This is a genomic window from Hydrogenophaga flava NBRC 102514 (assembly GCF_001571145.1).
GTDB classification, from domain to species: Bacteria; Pseudomonadota; Gammaproteobacteria; order Burkholderiales; family Burkholderiaceae_C; genus Hydrogenophaga; species Hydrogenophaga flava.
Genome location: NZ_BCTF01000011.1, coordinates 71,146 through 93,508, shown reverse-complemented (window position 1 = coordinate 93,508; position 22,363 = coordinate 71,146). Strand labels below are relative to the sequence as shown.

At 67.6% G+C, this 22,363-nt stretch carries 22 protein-coding genes; 7 read left to right on the top strand and 15 right to left on the bottom strand.

Features of this window, described 5'->3' with window-relative positions; translation table 11 throughout:
- The first annotated feature begins 6 nt into the window (after positions 1-6).
- The 5 genes from HFL01S_RS11395 to HFL01S_RS11375 are packed head-to-tail and all read left to right on the top strand — an operon-like array spanning position 7 to position 5,670.
- Positions 7-849, top strand: a complete 843-nt coding sequence (locus HFL01S_RS11395) for a fumarylacetoacetate hydrolase family protein (protein WP_066258482.1) — start codon at positions 7-9, stop codon at positions 847-849.
- Positions 849-2,348 carry a bifunctional 3-(3-hydroxy-phenyl)propionate/3-hydroxycinnamic acid hydroxylase gene (locus tag HFL01S_RS11390; protein ID WP_066258481.1) on the top strand — a complete coding sequence of 500 codons (1,500 nt, stop codon included), beginning with the start codon at positions 849-851 and terminating at the stop codon, positions 2,346-2,348. The genes HFL01S_RS11395 and HFL01S_RS11390 overlap by 1 nt, the downstream gene beginning before the upstream one ends.
- 45 nt (positions 2,349-2,393) lie before the next feature.
- Positions 2,394-3,632, top strand: a complete 1,239-nt coding sequence (locus tag HFL01S_RS11385; RefSeq protein WP_066258480.1) for an amidohydrolase family protein — start codon at positions 2,394-2,396, stop codon at positions 3,630-3,632.
- Positions 3,629-4,777 carry an MFS transporter gene (locus HFL01S_RS11380; RefSeq protein ID WP_066258479.1) on the top strand — a complete coding sequence of 383 codons (1,149 nt, stop codon included), beginning with the start codon at positions 3,629-3,631 and terminating at the stop codon, positions 4,775-4,777. The genes HFL01S_RS11385 and HFL01S_RS11380 overlap by 4 nt, the downstream gene beginning before the upstream one ends.
- Positions 4,774-5,670: an alpha/beta hydrolase gene (locus HFL01S_RS11375; protein ID WP_066258478.1), complete on the top strand. Its 897-nt coding sequence runs from the start codon at positions 4,774-4,776 to the stop codon at positions 5,668-5,670. Before HFL01S_RS11380 ends, HFL01S_RS11375 begins: the two co-directional genes overlap by 4 nt.
- A gap of 11 nt (positions 5,671-5,681) precedes the next feature.
- Here the strand turns inward: HFL01S_RS11375 and HFL01S_RS11370 are convergent, their stop codons facing one another.
- Genes HFL01S_RS11370 through HFL01S_RS11335 form a run of 8 tightly spaced genes read right to left on the bottom strand, consistent with a single transcriptional unit; the run spans position 5,682 to position 12,327 of the window.
- Entirely contained in the window at positions 5,682-6,680 is a 999-nt protein-coding gene (locus HFL01S_RS11370; RefSeq protein ID WP_066258475.1) for an aldo/keto reductase, read from the bottom strand.
- 25 nt (positions 6,681-6,705) lie between these two features.
- Positions 6,706-7,293 carry a hypothetical protein gene (locus HFL01S_RS11365; RefSeq protein ID WP_066258473.1) on the bottom strand — a complete coding sequence of 196 codons (588 nt, stop codon included), beginning with the start codon at positions 7,291-7,293 and terminating at the stop codon, positions 6,706-6,708.
- A 34-nt stretch (positions 7,294-7,327) separates the two neighbouring features.
- Positions 7,328-8,278 carry a Gfo/Idh/MocA family oxidoreductase gene (locus tag HFL01S_RS11360; protein WP_066258471.1) on the bottom strand — a complete coding sequence of 317 codons (951 nt, stop codon included), beginning with the start codon at positions 8,276-8,278 and terminating at the stop codon, positions 7,328-7,330.
- Between the two features lie 10 nt (positions 8,279-8,288).
- On the bottom strand, positions 8,289-9,167 hold the full coding sequence (locus HFL01S_RS11355) for a class III extradiol dioxygenase subunit beta (protein ID WP_066258469.1): 879 nt from the start codon (positions 9,165-9,167) through the stop codon (positions 8,289-8,291).
- 2 nt (positions 9,168-9,169) lie between these two features.
- Positions 9,170-9,613, bottom strand: coding sequence for a protocatechuate 4,5-dioxygenase subunit alpha (gene ligA, locus HFL01S_RS11350; protein WP_066258467.1), 444 nt, complete (start codon positions 9,611-9,613; stop codon positions 9,170-9,172).
- Positions 9,614-9,624: 11 nt separating this feature from the next.
- Complete coding sequence (locus HFL01S_RS11345; protein WP_066258465.1) at positions 9,625-10,560, bottom strand: amidohydrolase family protein; 936 nt, start codon at positions 10,558-10,560, stop codon at positions 9,625-9,627.
- Positions 10,561-10,569: 9 nt separating this feature from the next.
- Positions 10,570-11,253 carry a 4-carboxy-4-hydroxy-2-oxoadipate aldolase/oxaloacetate decarboxylase gene (gene ligK / locus HFL01S_RS11340; protein ID WP_066258463.1) on the bottom strand — a complete coding sequence of 228 codons (684 nt, stop codon included), beginning with the start codon at positions 11,251-11,253 and terminating at the stop codon, positions 10,570-10,572.
- A 27-nt stretch (positions 11,254-11,280) separates the two neighbouring features.
- Positions 11,281-12,327, bottom strand: coding sequence for an amidohydrolase family protein (locus tag HFL01S_RS11335; protein WP_066258461.1), 1,047 nt, complete (start codon positions 12,325-12,327; stop codon positions 11,281-11,283).
- 213 nt (positions 12,328-12,540) lie between these two features.
- On the opposite strand from HFL01S_RS11335, the gene HFL01S_RS11330 reads away from it, so the two are divergent.
- A complete protein-coding gene (locus HFL01S_RS11330) occupies positions 12,541-13,542 on the top strand; it encodes a Bug family tripartite tricarboxylate transporter substrate binding protein (RefSeq protein ID WP_066258459.1) in 1,002 nt (333 codons plus the stop codon).
- A gap of 73 nt (positions 13,543-13,615) precedes the next feature.
- The gene (locus HFL01S_RS11325; RefSeq protein WP_066258457.1) at positions 13,616-14,518 is read left to right on the top strand and encodes a LysR substrate-binding domain-containing protein; all 903 of its coding nucleotides are present in this window, start codon (positions 13,616-13,618) and stop codon (positions 14,516-14,518) included.
- Positions 14,519-14,527: 9 nt separating this feature from the next.
- On the opposite strand, the gene HFL01S_RS11320 is transcribed toward HFL01S_RS11325, so the two are convergent.
- From HFL01S_RS11320 to HFL01S_RS11290, 7 genes are all read right to left on the bottom strand, one after another.
- The gene (locus HFL01S_RS11320) at positions 14,528-15,484 is read right to left on the bottom strand and encodes an AEC family transporter (protein WP_066258455.1); all 957 of its coding nucleotides are present in this window, start codon (positions 15,482-15,484) and stop codon (positions 14,528-14,530) included.
- 98 nt (positions 15,485-15,582) lie between these two features.
- Entirely contained in the window at positions 15,583-16,488 is a 906-nt protein-coding gene (locus HFL01S_RS11315) for an NAD(P)-dependent oxidoreductase (protein WP_066258453.1), read from the bottom strand.
- Between the two features lie 12 nt (positions 16,489-16,500).
- Positions 16,501-17,490, bottom strand: a complete 990-nt coding sequence (locus HFL01S_RS11310) for a Bug family tripartite tricarboxylate transporter substrate binding protein (protein WP_066258451.1) — start codon at positions 17,488-17,490, stop codon at positions 16,501-16,503.
- 122 nt (positions 17,491-17,612) lie between these two features.
- Entirely contained in the window at positions 17,613-18,929 is a 1,317-nt protein-coding gene (locus tag HFL01S_RS11305) for a TRAP transporter large permease (protein WP_066258448.1), read from the bottom strand.
- 19 nt (positions 18,930-18,948) lie between these two features.
- Complete coding sequence (locus HFL01S_RS11300; protein ID WP_066258447.1) at positions 18,949-19,470, bottom strand: TRAP transporter small permease; 522 nt, start codon at positions 19,468-19,470, stop codon at positions 18,949-18,951.
- A gap of 157 nt (positions 19,471-19,627) precedes the next feature.
- Entirely contained in the window at positions 19,628-20,656 is a 1,029-nt protein-coding gene (locus HFL01S_RS11295) for a TRAP transporter substrate-binding protein (protein ID WP_066258446.1), read from the bottom strand.
- A gap of 144 nt (positions 20,657-20,800) precedes the next feature.
- Positions 20,801-22,111, bottom strand: a complete 1,311-nt coding sequence (locus tag HFL01S_RS11290; RefSeq protein ID WP_066258444.1) for a gallate dioxygenase — start codon at positions 22,109-22,111, stop codon at positions 20,801-20,803.
- Positions 22,112-22,363: the final 252 nt, after the last annotated feature.

The following is a 22,363-nucleotide window of genomic DNA, read 5'->3' as shown; positions in this document are numbered from 1 at the left end:
TTTCCCATGCGTTTCACCACCTACCTGCAACAGGGCCGCCCCCGCCTGGCCGTCGTGGACGGCGATGCCGCGATCGACATCGCCGCCGATCTGCGCACCGAACTCGAAGCCGGTCGTGACCTGATGGCCGCCGGCCGCGCCGCCATCGCGTCGAACGCCCCGCGCCTGCCGCTGGCCGGCCTGTCGTTCGCCCCCCTGGTGCCCGAACCCGGCAAGACCATCTGCCTGGGCCTGAACTATTTCGACCACGCCAAGGAAGGGGGTCGCGAAAAGCCCGACTACCCCTGGTTCTTCTACCGCGGCAAAAGCTCGCTCATGGGTCATGGCCAGCCGGGCGTGCTGCCCAAGGTGTCGAGCCGCTTCGACTACGAGGCCGAACTGGCGGTGGTGATCGGCCGGCGGGTGCCCCGGCACGTGAGCCAGGCCGACGCCCTGCAGTACGTGTTCGGCTACACCTGCTTCAACGACATGTCGGTGCGCGACTACCAGAAGCGCACACCGCAATGGACCATCGGGAAGAACTTCGACGCCACCGGCGGCTTCGGTCCGGTGCTGGTCACGGCCGACGAACTGGCGCCCGGCGCCACCGGTCTGCGCCTGCAGAGCCGCCTGAACGGCCAGGTCATGCAGGACGCCAACACCAACGACATGATCTTCTCTGTCGCGGAGACCATTGCGCTGCTCTCGGAGTGCATGACGCTGGAGCCGGGCGACGCCCTCATCATGGGCACCCCCGCCGGTGTCGGCCAGGCGCGCACGCCACCGGTGTGGATGAAGGCGGGCGACACCATCGAGATCGAGATCGAAAGCATCGGCGTGCTGAGCAACCCGATCGTGGCGGAGGCTTGATGAGCGAAGCGCCTGTCTACGACCTGGCCATCGTCGGCTACGGGCCGGCCGGCGCGGTGGCCGCGGCCCTGCTGGGCCAGGCGGGTCATTCGGTGTACGTGTGCGACCGGCTGCAGGACGTCTACGAGATCCCGCGCGCGATCGCGCTGGACCACGAGGTCATGCGGGTGTTCCAGCAACTGGGTGTGGTGGACGCGGTGCAGCGGCACTGCGAGCCCTTCACCCCCTCGGTCTACTACGGGGTGGACGGCCAGCCGATTCGCCGCATGACCATGGTCGATCCGCCGTATCCCCAGGGCTACACGCCGTCCATCGTGTTCACCCAGCCGCCGGTGGAACGCATCCTGCGCGAACGCGTGGCCCGCCTGCCGAACGTGACGGTTGAGCTGGGCGTGGAGTGCACCGGCCTGGCGCAGGACGCCGACGGCGTGACGCTCACCGTGGCCGGACGACCGGTCCGCGCGCGCTGGGCCCTGGCCGCCGATGGCGGCAGCAGCGGTCTGCGCGCCCAGCTGGGCGTGGCGCTGGAGGACCTCGGTTTCGACGAACCCTGGCTGGTGGTCGACGTGATGGTCAACGAGCGTGGACTGGCCAAGCTGCCGGCCACCAGCGTGCAGTACTGCGAGCCCCAGCGGCCCTGCTCCCTGGTGATCGGCCCTGGCAATCACCGCCGCTGGGAGATCAGCCTCCAGCCGGGCGAAGACCCGAAAGAGGCCGCGACGCCCGAAGGCACCTGGCAGCTGCTCGCGCGCTGGCTCGGCCCGGAGGACGGCACGCTGTGGCGCCAGTCCAGCTACCGCTTCCATGCGCTGGTGGCCGAACGCTGGCGCGTGGGCCGCGTGTTCCTGGCCGGCGATGCGGCGCACATGCAGCCACCGTTTCTGGGACAGGGCATGTGCCAGGGCGTGCGCGATGTGGCCAACCTGGGCTGGAAGCTGGCGGCGGTGCTGTCGGGCCAGGTGCAGGGCGAAGCGGCGGAGCGGCTGCTGGACAGCTATGGCACCGAGCGCAAGGCCCATGTGCGCGAGCTCACCAGCCGCATCAAGGGGGTCGGCGCCGTGATCTGCGAACGCGACGAGACCAAGGCCCGCGAGCGCGACGCACGCCTGCTGGCCGAGTGCGGCGGTGTGGTCAGGGACACGCCGCGCCAGGACATCCTGCCCCCGCTGGTGGGTGGACTCGTCACCACCACGCCCGGTGCGGGCACGCTGTTTCCGCAACCCCGCATGGCGACCGCCGACGGGGTGGGCGAACTGATGGACGAGCGCGCCGGTCGTGGCTGGCGCCTGGTGGGCGATGGCACGCTGCCGCTGGACGGTGTACCCGGCCTGACGCTGGTCGACCTGGCCCGGACGCCGGAAGCCGAAGGCGTGGTGGCTGCGTGGATGTCGCGCCACGGCGTCCATGCGGCCATCGTGCGGCCCGACCACTACACCTACGGTACGGCGGCCGATGCCGGCAGCCTGTCGGCGCTGATCGCCCAATGGCGCGCGCGCTGAGCATCCGCGCAATAGAAGCCCGCGCCCCAACCCAATGACCCCGACATGACCACCACTGCAACACCCATCGTCTTCACCAACGTCCGCATCTTCGACGGCAGCGGCGCCCCGCCCTTCGCCGGCGAGGTGCGCGTGGAAGCCAACCGCATCACCGCCGTCGCGCGCGACGGAGCGCACGTCCCGCACGAGAACGCCCGCGTCATCGACGGCGGCTCGGGCGTGCTGATGCCCGGCCTCACCGAGGCCCACGCCCACCTGACCTGGCCCACCAGCGTGGAGCAGTTCGTGCCCGGCATGAGCCTGCCGCCCGAAGAGCTCACGCTCACCGCCGCGCGGAATGCGCGCATCCTGCTCGATCACGGCTTCACCAGCGCCTACTCGGCCGGCGCACTGGGCAAGCGCATCGAACCAGCCCTCAAGGCGATGATTGACTCGGGCGGCATGCCGGGACCGCGCCTGGTGGCCTCATCCCTCGAACGGGAGCCGCCCAACGACGGCGCCCTCGACCCCGGCAAGGTCGACGAGCACGGCGCCGGCCCGGCGAACGTGGCCGCGTTTGTGCGGGGCTGCAAAGACATCGGTGCCCAGGCGGTGAAGTTCCTGATCTCCGGGGAGAGCGCGCTCAAGCCCGGCGCCAGCCAGCAACTGCTCTACACCGAAGAGGAGCTGATGGCCGCCGGCGAAGCCGCCCGCGAGCACGGCCTGTGGCTCACCGGCCATGCCCACGCCGCCGCGGCCGTCAAGCTGGGGGTGAAGGCCGGCTTCCGCGTGCTCTACCACTGCACCTATGCGGACGACGAGGCACTGGACCTGCTGGAGGCCGCCCGCGGACAGGTGTTTGTGGCGCCGAGCATCGGCATCATCCAGGCCACGCTGGACGCCACCCCGCCGCCCCACTTCGACATGACGCACATGAAGCAGGATGCGGCCGAGGTGCTGGCCCGGCAGAAAGCGCTGGTCCCGGAGCTGCGCAAGCGCGGCGTGCGTCTGCTGCCTGGCGGCGACTACGGCTTCCCGTTCAACCCCAACGGCCGCAACGCCTGGGACCTGAAACTGTGGGTGCGCCACTTCGGCTACACCCCGGCCGAAGCCCTGCACGCAGCCACCGCCCTGGGTGGGGAGATCATGGGCCAGAGCCATGAACTGGGCCGGGTCCAACCCGGCTACCTCGCCGACCTGCTGCTGGTCGAAGGCGATCCGACGGCGGACGTGGCGATCCTGCAGAACCGGCACGCGCTCAAGGCCATCATGAAAGACGGGCGCTTCCACAAGGAACCGGCATGACCGCTCGCGCATCCCGCGGCCACGTGGCCGCCCTGATGGTGGCGCACTGCGCGGGCATGATCGACCTGGTGGCCCTGCCGGTCTGGGTGGGCGCGCTGGTGCAGCACCAGCAGCTCGACCCGCAGCAAGCCGGCATGCTTGTCTCGCTGTTCCTGATCGGGGCCGTGGTGGCCAGTGTGGGCCTGGCTCCGCGCCTGCAGCGCCTGCGGCCGCGCACGGTGGCTGCACCGGCCTACGCCCTGGCCGCCGCGGCCTTCGGACTGATGGCGTCGGTGCTCACCATGCCCGCCATGGTCATTGGGCACGCCATCGCAGGCCTGGGCGTGGGGGCCGGCCTGAGCATCACCCACGGCACCATCGCCCGCAGCGAACGGCCGCACCGGCTCTTTGCGCTCGTGGGCATTGCACTGGGCGTGTTTGCGGTGGTCTTCCTCGGCGGCTCCGCGCAGCTGGTGGCCCGCCTGGGAACGGCGTCGCTCTTCACCGCCTTTGCCGTCGTGATGGCACTGGCTGCGTTGGCCTGCGGGCTGGGCTTTCCGACTGCGGCTGGCGAATCGCAAGAGCGCCGGGCCGCGCCGGCGAGCCGATTGTCGAGCACCGTGTGGTTGGGCATCGCGGGCATCTGCGCGATGTCTCTGGCCCAGGCCATGACGTTCAGCTTTGCCGAGCGCGTGGGCCAGCACCGAGGCTTCGGGCTTGACGCGATCACGGGTGTGCTGATCGCGCTGGGCCTGGTCAACCTGACGCCGGCCGCGCTGGCCGCGCTGCTTGAACGGCGCCTGCCCGCCCGCCAGGTGGTGCGCATCGGGCCGGTGGTCCAGGCGCTGGTGGGGTTCACCGTGATGACGGCCAGCGGCTTCGCGCCCTGGGCGGTGGCGATGTGCCTGTTCTCGGCGGTGATGATCTTCACCCACACCTTCGCCTTCGGCATGCTCGCCGGTCTCGATCCGAGCGGTCGCGCCTTGGCCGCGACGCCCGCCATGCTGATGACCGGTTCAGCGCTCGGCCCGGTGATCGGCGGTACCCTGGTGAAGTTCCACGGTTATGAGGCCGTGGGTCTGGCGATGCTGGTCGTCGGCGGGGTTGCCGCGATCTGCCTGCACCTGGCAGGACGCACGCCCATAGCCACCCGGAGCCTTGCATGAACGACGACCTTGCGAACCGCCTGCGCGCCCTGGGCACCGGCTTCAACCTGCCCGAGGTGCAGGCGCTGTACGAACCGCTGCTCGCGGCCCAGCCGCGCGACGGCGTGGCGGTGCACGCCGACCTGGCCTATGGCCCGCACGAACGCCACCGCCTGGATGTGTTTGCACCACAGAACACGTCGGGGGCTGCGCCGGTGCTGGTGTGGCTGCACGGCGGCGGCTTCATCCGCGGCGACAAGCGGGCCCGCGCCAACCTGGGCTTCTGGGGCGCGCGCGAGGGCTTTGTCACCGTTTTGCCCAACTACCGCCTTGCGCCCGAGAGCCGCTGGCCCAGCGGCGCAGAAGACGTGGTGGCGGTGTGGCGCTGGCTGCAGACCGGGGCCGAGCGCTTCGGCGGCGACGCGCGGCGCACCGTGCTGGCGGGCGAGTCGGCCGGTGCCGCCCATGTGGCGGCGGCCACGCTGATGCGGCGCTTCCAGCCTGCGGGCTGGCACATCGCCGGCGCGGCGCTGTTCTCAGGGCCCTACAACGCCCGCATGGAAGCGCTCTCGCGGGCGGCGCTGGGCGTGCCCACACCCGATCCGCGCAACGACGCCTACTTCGGCACCGATCCCGCGGTGATCGACGCGGCGAGCACCGCCGAACAGGTCGATGCCGCGCCCTTCCCGCTGTGGATCAGCTTTGCCGAGCGCGACCTGCTGACGATGCAGGTGCAGGCCGGCGAGCTGTTCGCGCGCCTAGTCTCGCGCCACGGCTTCACGCCCGAGCTGCGCTGCGTGCGCGAGCACAACCATTTCTCGGGCGGCTTCAGCTTCGGCACCAGCGACACCAGCGTGAGCGAACCGCTGGCGGATTTCGTGCGCCGTTGTGCGGCCCGCGGCGCCGCGGGCTGAGACCCGGCGGGTCAGAACACCTCGGTGTCGACCTCGCTGTTGGCCTGCGCGTTGTAGCGGTCGCCGTGCACGGTGTGTTGGTTGATCAGCGCGTTCAGGCGCGCGATCACCTCGGCGGACAGCTTCACCTCGGCAGCGCCGATGTCGTCCATCAGGTGCTCCACGCTCGTCGTGCCCGGAATGGGCAGGATGTCCTCGCCCTGGTGCAGCAGCCAGGCGATGGCCAGCTGCGACGGCGTGCAGCCGACCTCCGCCGCGATGGCGTTGTAGGCCGGCAGCAGGGCCTGGTTCTTCGCGTAGTTCTCGGGCGAGAAGCGCGGCATGCTGCGGCGGATGTCCTTGGCATCGAAGGCGCTCACGTCCATCGGGCCGCACAGGAAACCGCGCGCCACCGGGCTGAAGGCAACGAAGCTCACGCCCAGTTCGCGGCAGGCCTGCAGCACCGCGATCTCGGGGTTGCGCGACCACAGCGAGTACTCGGTCTGCAGCGCGGCTATCGGGTGCTCGGCATGCGCCTTGCGCAGCGTGGTGGCCGAGACTTCGGAGAGGCCGATGCTGCGGATCTTGCCTGCGCGCACCAAGTCGGCCAGCGCGCCGACGCTCTCCTCGATGGGCACCTTCTTGTCCCAGCGGTGCAGATAGTAGAGGTCGATCACGTCGGTCTGCAGGCGGCGCAGCGCGTCTTCGCAGGTGGCCTTGATGGTTTCGGGGCGGCCGTCGATCACGCGCACCTTCACGCCCTGTTCGTTGGGCACGCCCTGCATGCCGCACTTGCTGGCCAGGGTGAACTTCGAGCGGTGCTTCGACAGGTATTTGCCCACCAGCGTCTCGCTGGCGCCAAAGCCGTAGAGCGCCGCCGTGTCGAAGTGGGTGACACCCGCGTCCAGCGCCGCCAGCAGCACGCGCTCGGCCTGTTGTTCGGAAACAGGCGCGCCGTAGGCATGGCAGATGTTCATGCAGCCCAGGCCGATGGCCGAGACCGTGAAAGAACCGAGTTGGCGTTGTTGCATGGGTGGGCTTTCGAAAAAGAGGAAATCAGAGCACCTGCAGGTCGCGCACGAAGATGACTTCGCAGGCGCCGGCGCCGGTGTCGTTGCGGGTGAGCGAACTGCGCCAGCGCCAGCCGTCGTTGCCGCGTGCTTCGACCAGCCAGCCGTCGATGCGAACGACCTGCCCGGGCCGCACGTCCTTGAGGCGGCGCTCAATCGTGCCGTCGGCGGGGATCATGTGCATGTTCGCGCTGGACTGCTCGATCTCCTGGCGCGGGATCGGGAACTCGTCGACGCGCCAGTAGTAGAAGCGGCTGGACTGGCTGATCTTCACCTTGTCGAGTACCGCGCTGTCCGACATCGGCCCCCAGCCCAGGGCCAGATCGACCGGAGAGAGATCGGCCTCGCGGTCGCTGCGGTAGGTCTCGCTGGCCAGCACCCGGGCCTCGATGCGGAAGTCCTGCAGCGGCTGCAGGGTGTAGCCCTTGAAGGCAAAGACGTCCGAACTGGTGTCGCCCTGCCGCGGCTCCGCGGCAGCGACCACACCCGGGCCGGTGCTCACCGGCCGGTTCTGCAGGTGCTGCCAGAGACCGAAACCGATCAGGGCAGCGAAGGCGAGGGTTTTCCAGTTCATCCGTGAAGGATATCGCCGCCCCCGCCCTCAAGGATCACGCGTTCAGCTGTTGTTCCAGCTGGTGCAGCACCTGGTAGCAGTTGAACACCTTGGCCACGCTGGAATTCGGCTCGCGGCCTTCCTTGATCGCGGCGAAGAACTCGCGGTCTTGCAGCTCGATGCCGTTCATGGACACCGCCACCTTGGACACGTCGATCTTTTCTTCCTTGCCGGTGAACAGGTCGTCGTAGCGCGCGATGTAGGTCGCGGTGTCGCCGATGTAGCGGAAGAAGGTGCCCAGCGGGCCGTCGTTGTTGAAGGACAGCGAGAGCGTGCAGATCGCGCCGTTGGCGGCTTTGAGCTGGATGCTCATGTCCATGGCGATGCCCAGCACGGGGTGGATCGGGCCCTGGATGGCGTTGGCCTGCACGATGGGGCTGTTGCACTGGTAGGCGAACAGGTCCACGGTGTGCGCCGCGTGGTGCCACAGCAGGTGGTCGGTCCAGCTGCGGGCCTGGCCCAGCGCGTTGGTGTTGGTGCGGCGGAAGAAGTAGGTCTGCACATCCATCTGCTGGATGTTGAATTCACCGGCCGTGATCTTCTGGTTCACGTACTGGTGGCTGGGGTTGAAGCGGCGGGTGTGGCCGCACATGGCCACCAGGCCGGTCTGCTTCTGCAGCGCCACCACGTCTTGCGCGCCCTTGAGGCTGTCGGCCAGCGGGATCTCAACCTGCACGTGCTTGCCGGCCTTCAGGCAGGCGATGGTCTGCTCGGCGTGCATCTGTGTGGGGGTGCAGAGGATGACGGCGTCCACTTCCTTCAGCGCCAGGCTGTCTTCCAGCTTGGTGGTGATGTGTTTGATGCCGTACTTGTCGGCCACTTCCTTGGTCTTCTCCAGGTCGCGGCTGATCAGCGACACGACTTCAACGCCGTCGATGTTCTTGATGCCGTCCAGGTGCTTGATGCCGAAAGCGCCGGCGCCGGCGAGGGCTACTTTGATGGTCATGGTGTGTTCCTTACGCGTTCTCAAGAATCAGGTGGCCCACAGCGGTGTTGCTGGCGGGCACATGGTAGAAGCGGTGCTTGACGACAGGCGCAGGCCCCTGGACCTTGCCGTCGACGATGTCGGACATGGCGCCGCGGGCGATCAGCCACATCACGAGCTCGATGCCTTCGCTGCCGGCCTCGCGCACGTAGTCGATGTGCGGCGTGTCGGCGCAGCCCACGGGGTCGGCGATCATCTTGTCGAGCCAGGCGTTGTCCCACTCGCGGTTGATCAGGCCGGCGCGCGCGCCTTGCAGCTGGTGGCTCATGCCGCCCGTGCCCCAGATGTGCACGTTCAGGTTGTCGTCGTAGCTCTCCACCGCCTTGCGGATGGCCTGCCCCAGCATGAAGCAGCGCTTGCCCGAGGGCACCGGGTACTGCACCACGTTGACCGCGAACGGGATCACCGGGCAGGGCCAGGCGTCCTTCTTGGGGTCCAGCTCGCCGCACATCAGCGACAGCGGCACGGTCAGGCCGTGGTCCACGTCCATCTTGTTGACGATGGTGAGGTCGAAGTCCTGCTGGATGACCGACTGCGCGATGTGCGAGGCCAGATCGGGGTGACCGATCACCTTCGGCACCGGGCGTGGGCCCCAGCCTTCGTCGGCCGGCGTGAACTCGGCCGCCGTGCCGATGGCAAAGGTCGGAATCATCTCCAGGCTGAAGGCCGTGGCATGGTCGTTGTAGACCAAGAAGATGACGTCGGGCTTGTTGTCCTTCATCCACTGCTTGGAGTAGTCGTACCCCGCGAACAGCGGCTTCCAGTAGTCCTCTTTGGTCTTGCCCAGGTCCATGGCCGCGCCGATGGCGGGCACGTGCGACGTGAAAACGGATGCGGTGATTTTTGCCATGGTCAAGCCTTCTTTGCTGCGGCGCCGGAGCCCTGGGGCTGGCGGTGCGCCTGCGCGGTGCCGTCTTCGCCGATGTAGCGGTTGCCTTCGACGCTGCGGCCGCCGCTGATCATCATGTTGCGGTACTCCTCTTCGGTCATGCCGGTCATGGAGCCCGCCATCTGCTGGAAGCTCTTGCCGTCGGTGGCGCCGATCTTGGCCAGGAAGTAGATGTTGCCGCCCGTGCGCATGCACCAGTTGAGGTCGCGCGCCAGCACGGCCTGCTTCTGCTCTTCCGTCATCGCCCACTGGTCGAGGTAGGCACGCTCGTCGGCCTTGAATTTCTCGCGGTTCTCGGCCTTCATCAGGCTCATGCAGAACTGGTTGAGCCAGAAGCCTTTGCGGCTTTGTTCGGCGTCGAAGATGATCGTGCCGGGCACGTCCTTGTAGGGTTTGTCGAGTGCCATGGATGTCTCCTTTACTTGACTTCTTCGGGCCAGTACAGGCGCATCGGGTTGTCCACCAGCAGCTTGCGCTGCAGCTCGGCGGTCGGCGCAATCTGCGGGATGAAGTCGACCAGCAGGCCGTCGTCGGGCATGTGGTCTTTCAGATTCGGGTGCGGCCAGTCGGTGCCCCAGAGCACGCGGTCCGGGAACTCCTCGACCACCTTGCGCGCGAACGGCACCACGTCCTGGTAGGCGGCCTGCTCACCGTTCAAGGCCTTGGGTCCGGTGACCGACAGGCGCTCGGGGCAGCTGACCTTGCTCCACACGTTCTGGTGTTCGCGCATGAACTTCAGGAACAGTTCGAACTCGGGCCCGTCGATGGGCTTGCTCACGTCGGGCCGGCCCATGTGGTCCACCACCACCGTAGTCGGCAGCGCGGTGAAGAAGTCCCACAGCTCGGGCAGGTCCACGGCCTCGAAGTAGATGACCACGTGCCAGCCCAGCTTGTTGATGCGGCCGGCGATTTCCAGCAGCTCGTCCTTGGGCGTGAAGTCCACCAGGCGCTTGACGAAGTTGAAGCGCACACCGCGCACACCGGCGGCATGCAGCCGCTGCAGCTCTTCGTCCGTCACCGAACGCTTGACCGTGGCCACGCCACGCGCCTTGCCGCCGCTGGACACGCAAGCATCCACCATGGCGCGGTTGTCCGCGCCGTGGCAGGTGGCCTGCACGATCACGTTGCGAGCAAAGCCCAGGTGGTCGCGCAGCGCGTACAGCTCGTGCTTGCTGGCATCGCAGGGGGTGTACTTGCGCTCGGGGGCGTAGGGGAACTCGGCGCCGGGGCCGAAGACGTGGCAGTGCGCGTCAACGGCGCCAGCGGGCAGCTGGAACTTCGGCTTGGACGGACCGGTGTACCAGTCGAGCCAGCCAGCGGTTTTGGTGAAGTCACCGGAGGTGGGTTTGCTCATGGCGTCTCCTCAGTCGATATAGCGCAGGCCCTTGGCAGCCAGCGGTTCGCGCATCTTGTACATGTCCAGGCCCAGCACGCCGCTGGCCAGCTTGTCGCGCTTCTCGCCTTCGAAGCTCTCGCGCTTCTGCGCGGCGGCCAGGGTTTCGACCGCGCGGGCGGCGGGCACGCAGACCACGCCGTCGTCGTCGGCCACGATCACGTCGCCCGGGGTCACCAGCATGCCGGCGCAGACCACGGGGATGTTCACCGAGCCGATGGTTTCCTTGATGCAGCCCTTGCTGGAGATGCACTTGCTCCAGACCGGGAAGTTCATCTCGTTGAGCGTCTTCACGTCGCGCACGCCGGCGTCGATGATGAGTGCGCGGGCACCACGGGCCTGGAAGCTGGTGGCCAGCAGGTCGCCGAAGTAGCCGTCGGTGCACTCGGCCGTGATGGCCGCCACCACGATGTCGCCGGGCTGGATCTGTTCGGCCGCCACGTGCAGCATCCAGTTGTCGCCGGGGTGCAGCAGCACGGTCACGGCCGTGCCGCTGACCTGCACGCCGGTCTGGATCGGCCGCATGTAGGGCTTGAGCAGGCCGACGCGGCCCATGGCTTCGTGCACCGTGGCCGAGCCCAGCGCGGCCAGGCCATCGGCGGCTGCGCGGTCGGCGCGGTTGATGTTGCGGTAGACAACGCCCAGTTCGTACATGTTCTTTCTCCTCGGGTTCTGTGATGCTTACTTGCCGGCCGCCTTCAGGCGGGCGTCCAGGCGCGGGAACACGCGGCGCGCGTTGCCTTCGTAGACCTGGTAGCGCTGCTCGTCGCTCAGGTTGCCGGTGGCCTGCACGTAGCGCTTGGTGTCGTCGTAGTAGTTGCCGGTCTCGGGGTCGATGCCGCGCACCGCGCCGATCATTTCGGAGGCGAACAGGATGTTGCCCACCGGGATCACCTTGGTCAGCAGGTCGATGCCGGGCTGGTGGTAGACGCAGGTGTCGAAGAACACGTTGTTGAGCAGGTGATCCTTGAGCAGGGGCTTCTTCATCTCCTGCGCCAGGCCACGGAAGCGGCCCCAGTGGTAGGGCACCGCGCCACCGCCGTGCGGGACGATGAATTTCAGCGTCGGGAAGTCCTTGAACAGGTCGCCCTGGATCAGCTGCATGAAGGCCGTGGTGTCGGCGTTCAGGTAGTGCGCGCCAGTGGTGTGGAAGCAGGCGTTGCAGGACGTCGAGACGTGGATCATCGCGGGGATTTCGTACTCGACCATCTTCTCGTAGATGGGGTACCAGGACTTGTCGGTCAGCGGCGGGCTGGTCCAGTGGCCGCCCGAGGGATCGGGGTTGAGGTTCAGGCCCACGTTGCCGTACTGCTCCACGCACTTGACCAGCTCGGGGATGCAGGTGGCCGGGTCCACGCCGGGGCTCTGCGGCAGCATGGCCGCCGGCACGAAGTGGTCGGGGAACAACTGGCTCACGCGGTAGCAGAGCTCGTTGCAGATCGCGGCCCAGGTGGACGACACGTTGAAGTCGCCGATGTGGTGCGCCATGAAGCTGGCGCGCGGGCTGAAGATGGTGATGTCCGAGCCGCGCTCCTTCATCAGTTTGAGCTGGTTGGTCTCGATGGACTCGCGCAGTTCGTCGTCGCTGATCTTGAGGTCGGCGACCTTAGGGCTGACGGCCGGGTCCTTGATGCCGGCGATCTGCTGGTTGCGCCAGTTCTCCAGCGCCTTGGGGGCCGTGGTGTAGTGGCCGTGGCAATCGATGATGAGGGGCTTCTGCAGGCTCATGCGCGGGTCTCCTGGGTGCTTTCGGTGGTGGCGCATTCTGGTTCGGCCCTGTGAGCATCACAAGCGACATAACCCTCTACCAGATATCGCAAAAAATCATGAGACTACCCACTCATGCCGGGATGCGATACCTGACAGATGCCTGAGCGACTGACGCGCACGAAATGGCGCTGATAGATTGGCTACACAACACCAACACCCTGGAGACACACCATGCACCGCACCCTGCCCCGCCGCCGACTCTTTGGCCAGTGGACCGCCCTCGCCACCCTCGGCCTGCTGAGCGCCCTGCCGCTGGCCGCCCAGGCCCAGGCCTACCCCAGCCGCCCGATCCGGCTGGTGGTGCCCTTCACCCCCGGCGGCAGCACCGACATCCTGGCGCGCGCCATTGGCCTGGAACTGGGCAAGGCCTGGAACGCCTTGGTGGTGGTGGAGAACGTGCCCGGCGCAGGCGGTGCCATCGGCGCAGACAAGGTGGCCAAGGCCGCGCCGGACGGCTACACCCTGCTGATGGGCCACATCGGCACCCTCGCCGTGAACCCCAGCCTCTACCCCAAGCTGCCCTACAACCCGGTCAAGGACTTCGCGCCTGTGGCCTGGGTGGCCAACGTGCCCAATGTGCTGGTGCTGCACCCCGCAACCAAGGCCACGAACATGAAGGAGTTCGTGGCCTATGCCCAGGCCAACCCGGGCCGGCTGAACTACGGTTCGGGCGGCAACGGCAGCGCCGCCAACCTGGCGACCGAATACCTGAAGATGCGCACCAGCATCTCGCTGGTGCACATCCCTTACCGCGGCACGGCGCCCGCGGTGAACGACCTCGTGGCCGGCCAGACCCAGGTGCTGTTCACCGGTGTGCCCGCCGTCATCGCCCAGGTGCGCAACGGCCAGCTCAAGGCGCTGGCGGTGTCGGGCAAGGCGCGCGTCGAGGCGCTTCCCGACGTGCCCACCGTCAACGAGGCCCTGGGCCTCAAGGACTTCGAAGCCGACCAGTGGTACGGCGTGGTCGCGCCCGCCGGCACACCCGCCGACATCGTGGCCAAGCTCAACCAGGCGATCAACGCCGCGCTGAACTCGGCCGAGCTGAAGAAGCGCCTGGGCGCCGAAGGCGCGGTCGCCAACCCGACCACACCCGAGGCTTTCGGCAAGTACATCGCGTCGGAAATCGAGCGCTGGAAGCCGGTCATCACCTCCGGGCGGGTGAAGGTGGACTGACTCTGTCGTTTTCACATAACCAGACCCGAGCTATCGCAGAGTGAAATAATCAGGTCCTCACCGCAGGACCTGTATGGACCTCAAACAACTCGAATATTTCGTGCGCGTCGCCGAGCTGGGCAGCTTCACCCGGGCCGCCCTCGCGCTGGACGTGGCGCAGCCCGCCCTTTCGCGCCAGGTGCGTCTGCTGGAGGTCGAACTCCGGCAGAACCTGCTGATCCGCAACGGCCGCGGCGCCACGCCCACCGACGCCGGCAAGCTGCTGCTGGAACACGGCCGCGGCATCCTGCACCAGGTCGAGCGCGCGCGCGAGGAACTGGGCCGGGTGCGCGGTGCGCTGGCCGGGCGCGTGGCCATCGGCCTGCCGCCCAGCCTGGCGCGCGTGATGACGGTGCCGCTGACGCGCGCCTTCCGGACCCAGTTGCCCGAGGCCAGCCTGTCGATCAGCGAGGGCCTGTCGGCGACCATGCAGGAATGGCTGCATACCGGCCGGCTGGACATCGCCGTGCTCTACAACGCCACGCCAGCGCCCGACATCGAGATCACGCCGCTGATGGAAGAGGAGCTGATGCTGGTGCAGCCGCGCCCGCCCGGACTGGCCGAAGAACCGCCGCCACCCCCTGTGCCGCTGGCCGAGGTGGCTGCGCTGCCGCTGGTGATCCCGAGCCGGCCCAACGCGCTGCGCATGCATGTGGAGGCCGAGATGGCCGCCATCGGCCTGCGGCCCAACGTGGCGCTGGAGATCGACGGTGTCTCGGCCATCCTCGACCTGGTGGCCGATGGCGCGGGTGCGGCCCTGCTCTCTCGCCAGGCGGTGATTTCATCGATCCGGCCTTCGGCCTACCGCATGCGCCCGATCGAACCGCGTCTGCGCACCCGGGTGAGCCTGGCCACCAGTTCGCAGCGCCCGGCCACGCTGACGCAGCGCGCGGCGTTGGACCTCATCGCCCAGGTGCGCGCCGACCTGGGGCTCTGAACGGGCCGGTCAGCCCAGCCAGCCGGCGCTGTGGCGCAGCAGCCAGAGCAGGCCGCTGAGCGTGAAGAAGGAAGCCATGGTGCCCACCAGCAGCGCCGCCGAAGCCAGGCCCTCGTGGCCATGGCGCTGGGCCAGGATGGTGTAGATGCCCATCATCGGCATGGCACCGGTCAGCAGCAGCGCCACCTTCAGCTGTGGATCACCGATCGGCACCAGCCAGGTCATCACGGCCAGCAGGCACAGCGGGTGCAGCACCAGCTTGCCCACGCCAATCTGCGCCACCGCCGTGCGCAGGCCCTGCAGCTGCAGGCCCACCAGGCTGCCGCCGATCACGAACAGCGACAGCGCGCTGCTGGCCTGCGCGAACAGCGTGACCGTGCGCGAGACCGGCGACGGCATGGGAACGCCCAGCGCCGACACCAGGAAGCCCGCCACGATGGCGATGATCAGCGGGTTGCGCACCAGGCCCTGCAGCGTCTGCAGAACCACCTGGCGCCAGTGGCCGGCCTCATGGCGTTCCATGTCGGCCAGCGCCAGCAGGATGGGGATGATCAGCAGGTTCTCCACCACCATGTTCAGCGCCAGCGCCACACCCGCCACGGGTGCGCCCAGCGTGAGCAGCAGCACCGGGTAGCCCACATAGCCGCTGTTGGGGCAGGACATGCCCATGGCCAGGATGGCCGAGCGGGCCATGCCTTCATGCGCCACCTTGCGGTACCAGAGCACGGCGCCGCCCAGCAGGATCAGGCTGCCCAGCGCGTAGGCCGCGAGGTAACGGCCGTTGAAGATCTCGCCCACGCTGCGTTGCGACAGCGCGTTGAACAGCAGCGCCGGCAGCGCGAGGTTGATGACGAACTTGCCGAACACGCGCATGTCGGCGCGATCGAACAGGCCACCACGCGTGGCGAGGTAGCCCAGGGCGATGCAGAGGTAGATCGGGCCGGTGATGGCCAGGATGTCGAGCATGTGAGGTCAGGCAGGTTTCCAGCGCAGGGCCGCCCCAAGCGGAAACCGCGCCCCCTTGGGGGGCAGCGACCCGCGCAGCGGTGGAGCGTGGGGGTCAGTCAATCGTCGTTCGCGGCGGGACGGTGGGCGAGCAGTTGGTCCGCGTAGTCCTTCCACGGCGGATTGGGACCCAGCCCCGCGAAGTGCCCCGCCCGCGCCTGCGCCGCCATCCAGTCGTGCTTCTGCGCGATGGCCGCCGCCATGAAGGGCTCGAAGCCGGCCTCGCGCACGGTGTTCGCCACCTCGCGCATCTCCTCGGCGCGGCGCTTGCCGTGCTGCGCCACGCGGCTGAAGAAGTAGGCGCCCTGCTTAGTCCAGTCGATGCCGGGGAAGGTTTCCTGCAGCGTGGCGATCATCGCGTCCTCGACGCCGTAGTGCCGCGCGGTGGCGTAGCTCTCGATCACCAGCGCTTCCAGGCCCTTGATCATCACGCTGCGGCACATCTTGGTGGCCGAGGCGATACCCAATCGCTCGCTAGTGACCTTCGCATCCATGCCCAGCGCGGCCAGCACCGGCTGTAGGCGCGCGGCGTATGCACCGCCCAGCAGCACGGGCACGCGGATGCCGTAGGGCGGCACCGAGGTCATGACACCGGCCTCGACGTAGTGCGCGCCGGCCGCGTCGATCAGCGCCGCGGCCTTCTGCTTGGTGCCGGGCGAGGCGGAGTTGAGGTCGAGGAACACGCTGCCGGGCCGGATGTGCGGCGCCACCGCCTCGGCCACCGCCAGCGTGTTGCTCGCCGTGACCGCCGAGATCACCAGCGTGGCCTGGGCGCAGAGCGCGGCCGCACTGTCGCAGGCCACCACACCGGCGGCGGCCGCGTGGGCCAGCGGTTCCGCTCGCTGCGCCGGATCGGCGAACTTCAGGTCCCAGGCGCCGGTCCAGGCAGCATGCGCCTGCAGACCCGCCGTGAAAACACGGCCCACCTCGCCGTAGCCGATCAAGCCGATGCGCACATCGCTCATGCCGCGTCCTCTTTACTGTTTGGGAATGCCCGCTTTTTCGATCACAGCGCCCCAGCGCTTGATGTCCGAGGCCAGCAACTGCGCGGCCTCGTCGGGGGTGCTGGCATCGGCGTCGATGTTCAGGTCGGCCAGCTTCTTCTTCACCTCGGGCTTGGCCAGCGCGGCCACGATGTCCTTGTGCAAGCGGTCGATCACCGGGCGCGGCGTCTTGCCGGGCACCGCCAGCGCGTTCCACGACGAGGCCTGGAAGTCTTTGACGCCCTGCTCCACCGCGGTGGGCACCTCAGGCAGGATGCTCGAACGCTTCTTGCCGGTGACGGCCAGGGCGCGGAAGGCGCCGGCCTTGATCTGCGTCAGCGTGGGCCCGAGGATCTCCACGCCCACGTCCACCTGCTTGCCGCGCAGCGCGCCGACCAGCTCCGGCGTCGCCTTGAACGGCACGACCTGCGCGTCGATGCCGGCGCTGGACTTGAACAGCTCGGCCGCCAGGTTCTGCGTGCTGCCAATGTTGATGCTGCCGATGTTGAGCTTGTTGGGGTTGGCCTTGGCGAAGGCAACCAGCTCGCCCAGGGTCTTGAACGGCGACTCGGCCGGCACCACCACCACCAGGTCGAAAGTGCCCAGGGTCGAGACCGGCGCCAGGTCCTTGAGCGTGTCGTAGGGCAGGCTCTTGAACAGGCTGGCCGTGACGGCGGTGCCGTTGGACATCAGGAACATCGTGTGGCCGTCGGGCTCGGCGCGCGCCACCGTGTCGGCCGCCACCACACCGCCCGCGCCGGGCCGGTTCTCGATCGTCACCGGCTGGCCCAGCGAGGTGCTGAGCTCGGCACCCACGATGCGGGCCGTGAGGTCACCCGCACCGCCCGCGGCGAAGGGCACCACGATGCGCAGGGGCTTGCTCGGGAAGGTCTGCGCCTGCGCGGCAGGCGCGATGCCCAGCGCAGACAGCGCCAGGGCCGATGCCAGCAGGCTGCGGCGCAGCGGTGAAACGGAACGGCTCATGGAAGTCTCCTTTTGTGGTTGGATGGTCGGGAACGAGGATCAATGTACCGAGCAGCAAAAAGGCCCGCAATCACTTGCGGGCCCATTCAGCTATTCAAGGTCTCGATAGCCGGTGCGGCTCATCACAGGCGCAGCACGAACAGCGTGATCGAGGGAAACGCCACCAGGATGGCGGTGCGCACGAAATCGCTGGTCACGAAGGGCAGGATGGCGCGGTAGGTGTGGGTGATGGGCGTGTCCTTGGCCATCGAATTGATGACGAACAGGTTCATGCCCACCGGCGGCGTGATCAGCCCCACCTCCACCACGATCAGCACCAGGATGCCGAACCAGATGGCCAGCTCTTCGGGCGGCAGGCCAAAGTCCAGCGCCATGATGATGGGGAAGAACACCGGGATGGTCAGCAGGATCATGGACAGCGAATCCATGAAGCAGCCCAGGATGACGTAGAGCACCAGGATGGCGACCAGCACCAGGATCGGGCTCAGGCCCCAGCCGGCCACCGCGCCTGCGGCTTCCTGCGGCAGCTGCGACAGCGCCAGGAAGGTGTTGTAGAGACCGGCACCCAGAACGATCATGAAGATCATGCCGGTGGCCACGGCTGTGCCCAGCACCGAGTCCAGCAGGGTCTTGCGGTTCAGACCGCCGCTGGCCCAGGCCGCGATGCCGGTGCAGAAGGCACCGATGGCCGCGCCTTCGGTGGGCGTGAAGATGCCGGAGTAAATGCCGCCGACGACCACCAGGAAGATGGCGATCACGGGCCAGGTGGCGATGGTCGCGGCCCAGCGCTCCTTCATCGGCATCGGTGCCATCGTGCCCATCTCCTGCGGCTTGAGGCGCGCATAGATGGCGATGGTGATCATGTAGCCGATGGCGGCCAGGATGCCGGGCACGAAGGCGGCCAGGAACAGCTTGGCGATGTTCTGCTCGGTCAGGATGGCGTAGATCACCAGCACCACCGATGGCGGGATCAGGATGCCCAGCGTGCCGCCGGCCGCGAGACACGCGGTGGAGATGCCACCGGCATAGCCGGCGCGCTTGAGTTCGGGCAGGGCCACCTGGCCCATGGTGGCCGCGGTGGCCAGCGAAGAACCGCAGATGGCGCCAAAGCCGGCACAGGCGCCCACAGCCGCCATCGCCACGCCGCCCTTGCGGTGGCCGATCCAGGCCTCGGCCGCCTTGAACAGCGCGCGCGAGAGACCGCCCAGCGCCGCGAACTGCCCCATCAGCAGGAACAGCGGGATCACCGACAGGTTGTAGTTGGAGAAGGTGGTGAACGTGACCTGCTTGAGCTGGTTCAGGATCGGGTCGGCATTGCCGTAGATGACCCAGGAGCCACCCAGGCCGCACAGCAGCATGGACAGGCCGATCGGCACCCGCACGAAGATCAGCAGCAGAAGAAAGGGAAAGGACCAGAGGGCCAGTTGGATGTTGCTCATGATGTTCAGGCGCTGGTTCTCAGTGGCTCACATTGGCTTCGACGGTCCAGCCCTTGGGCTCGGACGCCAGGCCCAGTCGGGTCAGGGTCTTGGCGACGTAGCAGATGCAGCCGATCACCGCACCCACCAGGCAGAACGCGTAGGCCCACCAGATGGGCATCTGCAGGATGAAGGTGGTCTCCAGGTACTCCTTCTTCTCCAGCATGCCTTCCCAGAGCTTCCAGGTCAGCACCAGCCACACCAGCAGCATGGCCACATCGCTGAACAGGTCGACCGCCTTCTTGAACACGTTGGGCATGTGCATGTAGAGCAGGTCCACCGTGGCATGCCCCCCGCGCAGGTAGCACCAGGGCAGGAAGTAGAAGATGGCGATGCCCACGCCGACCTCGACCAGCTCGAAGTCGCCGGGCACGGGGCCCAGACCCAGCCCGATCAGGGCCCGCCCCGCCACACTCGCCACCACCATCAGAGTCAGCGCCACCAGCACGATCCCGCCAATGATGGCGGTCCAGTTGGCCAGGCGATAAATGAAAGAAATCATCCTCGGGTCCTTTGTTGTCTTGAGCGCCACGGGGCGCCCATTGTCTCTCACACGGTCTGCGCCCGCCCTTGGGGCGGCGCGCGAGACTCTAGCTCATGATTTCACATGGGTAAACCGTTTTCTCATTGAGAAACCGGAAACCAGGGCATCCCGCTTCTTATTTGTTCTGCTTCGCCACCAGGGCGCGGGCCTCGGCCGCCAGTTTGGCGCCATCGATGCCCTTGCCCTTCATTTCCGTCACCCAGTCGGACTCGACCACCGACGCGGTGCGGCGCCAGCGCTGGGTCTCGGCCACGTCGAGTGCCACCAGGTTGTTGCCGGCCTTCTGAGCCATGGCCAGACCGACCTTGTCGGCCTCATCCATGGTGCGACCAAAGGCGGCGGCCAGCTCGATGCCCGAGTTGTTGTCGATCACCTTCTTCAGGTCGGCCGGCAGCTTGTCGTAGGACGCGCGGTTCATCACAAGGGCAAAGGTCTGGGTGAAAAGACCATCCTTGCCGGCGAAACTGGTGTGGTTCTTCACCAGCTCGGGGAGCTTGATGGAAGGCGCCACTTCCCAGGGCACGGTCGCCCCATCGATCACGCCCTTGGACAGGGCCTCGGTGACGGCCGGCACCGGCATGCCCACCGGCGTGGCGCCCAGCTTGACCAGCATGTTGTTGATGATGCGCGAGCCGCCACGGATCTTCATGCCGCGCAAGCTCTCCAGCCCCGCCACCGGCTGCTTGGTGTGGAACAGGCCGGGGCCGTGGGTGTGGGCCGCCAGCAGCTTGACCGACTTGAACTCGTCGGCGGCGTTCTTCTCCACGTACTCGTGGAAGGCGCGCGAGCACTTCTCGGGGCCGCCGCTGCACATGAACGGCAGCTCGAACACCTCGGACTTGTTGAAGCGGCCCGGGGTGTAACCCAGCACCGTCCAGGTGATGTCGGCCACGCCATCGCGCGCCTGGTCGAACAGCTGGGGCGGCGAGCCGCCCATCTGCATGGCGTGGAAGTCCTGGATCTTGATGCGGCCACCCGACTCGGCCTCGATCTTGCGGGCCCAGGGAATGATGGCCTTGGCCGGGATGGCGGCCTGCGGGGGCAGGAACTGGTGCAGACGCAGGGTGACGGTCTGGGCCTGGGCCAGACCGGAGAAACCAAGGGAAGCCAGCGCGATCAGCGCGCCGCGGCGAAGCATGTTCATGAAACGAAATCCAGGGGGAAAAGGTGAAATCCAATCGGCTGCTTCCGGAATCCGGAAGAACGGCCGCACTGTGCGCGCTTTGCCACCTATTGAAAAGTGGCAAGTGCGACTTTCAGCTATGCCGGTTTGCTCTGTACCAGACGGTTAATTGGGTGTGGCAGCGGAGGCAAAATCCACCTGGCCTTGCGGTGTGGCAGGGACGGCGGCCACCGAATACAGCGCGCCCGGCGCATTGCGGGTCTTGAGGAACTCTCCCAGCGGCAAGCCCTTCATTGCGGCGTAAAGGTGCAGGTTGCTCACGCCAACCACCGCGCCCAGCTTCTCCAGCACAAAGAAGATCGCGCCATATTGAATGAGCCCGCGCCAGTCGCGCCGGCGCACCAGGTCGCGCTCCTCGTCGTTCAGCTGCGCCCGCTCGAACGCGGCTTCCGGGTCTTCCAGGAAAGCCGCGCGGTGCGCGGGTTGCACCATGGCGTGCAGGAACCGGTTCAGCCGCTGGGCCTTGACGCTGCGCGCCAGAGTGTACGGATAGGTGCCCTCCAGCCGCTCGGCGCCCCGGGTCTGCAGCGCGATCTTGTCCTGCTGGCGGCGGATCTCGCCCGCCACGGCGGGCTGTGCCTGGTTTTCGTACACGGCGGTGGCAATGCCGGTCATCGACGGCAGGTAATACGCCTGGTGCCGCTTGGTGACCGAGGCCGATAGCGCGCCGCGCATCACCAGCCACATGATCACTTCGGCCCCCTCGACGCCGCCCAGCTCGGCCAGTTCGGCCTGCGTCAGGTCGGCCAGGCGCTCGGGGTCCTTCTCGATCAGCTCCAGGAACTGGTGGTCCCAGGGCACGTTGTTGAAGCCGCAGCGTTCGCCATGCACCTGGTGCGACAGGCCGCCTGTGGCGACGATGGCCACGCGCAAGTCATCGGGGTAACTCTCGATGGCCCGGCGCAGCGCCTTGCCCAGCTCGTAGCAGCGGCGGGCCGTGGGCATGGGGAACTGCAGCACCCCGATCTGCAGCGGAATGATGGGCAGCGGCCAGCCCTGTTCGCCGTGCGGCAGCAGCACCGACAGCGGCGAGAAGCAACCGTGGTCCAGCGGCTTGCCTTGGAAGAAGGACAAGTCGAACGAGTCGGCCATGACCGAAGCGCCGATATGCGCCGCCAGCGCCGGGTGGCCGTCGATGCCCGGAATGCCGCGCACGCCGCCGCCCTCGTCCGCCACGGCCCAGCGCTCGCCTACGCCCAGCGCGAAGCTGGAATAGTGGTCTAGGAAGAAGGAACTGATGTGGTCGTTGTAGACCACCACCAGCGCATCGGGCTTCTGCTCGGCCAGCCACCGGCGGGACGGCTCGAAGGCCTCGAAGATCGGCGCCCAGACCGGGTCGCTCTGTTTGGCCGCGTCGTGCGCGAATCCGATGGTGGGGGTGTGCGAGGCGGCGACGGCGCCGACGATGGTGGCCATGAAACGGTGTCTCCTGAAGTCCGCCGGCTTGCGATATGTCAAACCGGCCTGGGCGCGGATTCTGGTGACGCGCTGACGGTCTGTGCAGATGCCCAGTGAGCCACCGCGATAACCCAGTGACATCCCCCGCTGCGGTCGAAGGAGACTCAAGAGGGCCAACCATGATCAGGATTGGTTATCGCACCCCGCGACGCGCCATCTTCTTGCGGTCGCGGCGCTTGCCTAAAGTGAGTTGCATTCTTGTTTCTAGCC